Source organism: Sphingomonas segetis, assembly GCF_009720245.1.
GTDB lineage: Bacteria > Pseudomonadota > Alphaproteobacteria > Sphingomonadales > Sphingomonadaceae > Sphingomicrobium > Sphingomicrobium segetis.
In genome coordinates, this window is the sequence record NZ_WJSQ01000295.1 from 1 (window position 1) to 1,106 (window position 1,106).

Annotated in this window: 1 protein-coding gene and 1 pseudogene; both read right to left on the reverse strand. The window is 69.4% G+C overall.

Features of this window, described 5'->3' with window-relative positions; translation table 11 throughout:
• The coding region (locus tag GH737_RS14880; protein WP_155265534.1) for a tetratricopeptide repeat protein at positions 1-859 on the reverse strand (859 nt) is incomplete at its 3' end.
• A gap of 5 nt (positions 860-864) precedes the next feature.
• A pseudogene (locus GH737_RS15630) lies at positions 865-1,106 on the reverse strand (hypothetical protein); the annotation flags it as partial.

Below are 1,106 nucleotides of genomic sequence, written 5' to 3' on the forward strand. Positions count from 1 at the left end.
GAGCGGCCTGGGCGACTTGCGGCTCCGGCTCCGGTAGCGGCGCAGGTAGGGCAACGGGTGCGGGAGCGACGTCGATGACCGGCGTATGCACAACCGGCGCGGCCTGTGCGAGCATCGTATCCGTCTTGCGCAGCGCGAGACGAACCGGCTGGCCGTGATCGACCGCGGCCGGGGTGACGCCGACGAGCGCGGCGACCTGCTCGGCCGGCTTCTTCGGGCTGGCGAGCTGCATCCACTGGTGCAGGCGCGAATCGAGCTTGTCGGCGGGGACATCCTGCGCGGCGATGATGCGCGCCTCGGTCCAGTCGCCGGCGAGCGCATGGGCGAGCGCAAGGTTCTGACGAACCGTCGCATCGGCCCCCTGCTCGCGAGCGGCGGCCTCGAGTACCCGGATCGCGTCCGCGGGGCGTCCGGCAAGCGCAAGCGCGAGGCCGTAGTTGGAGGCATCGAGCACCGAACGCCCGGCCTGAAGGAAGGCCGCGGCTTCGTCCTTCTTGCCGAGCGCAGTTTCGACCAGCGCGAGCTTGAGGATGACCTGCGGCTGATTGGAGTAGATCGACAGCGAATCCTTGTAGGCGGACTCCGCCGACCAGAAGCGGCCCGCTGCAAAATAGGCATTGCCCAGAATCGCGCGGAAGCCCGCGTCGTCAGGCGTGTTCGCGACCGCGCGCTCCGCGAAGTCGATTGCGGTCGTCACGTCCTTGGCATTGAGCGCCATCAGTGCGCGGGTCGCAAGCCCGACGTCGTCGCCCGACTTGCCGCCGAACCCTGTCTTCTGGTGCGTCACCGCGCAACCGGCGAGCATCGAGGCGAGCACGATGGCGGAAACGGCGGAGCCGAAGCGGAGCGGCGTGGACATGGTTATTACCCCTTGCGTTTGGCTTTCGAAGCCAAGGAATCGAGTTCCGGCATGCGTCCGAGCAGCTGGTCGAGCGCGTCGGTCACGAGCTGCTGCGCCGAGCGTCCGTCGACCGCGCAGGCAAGGCGGAGCTTGAGGTGGCGATCGGGATCGAGCCGGAGCGTGAAGGCGGACTTGGCCTTGCTTCCAGGTGCGGAGCGAGGCCGAGGCGCGCGGCGCGGCGCCGGTGCCGCGACCGGGCGAGGGG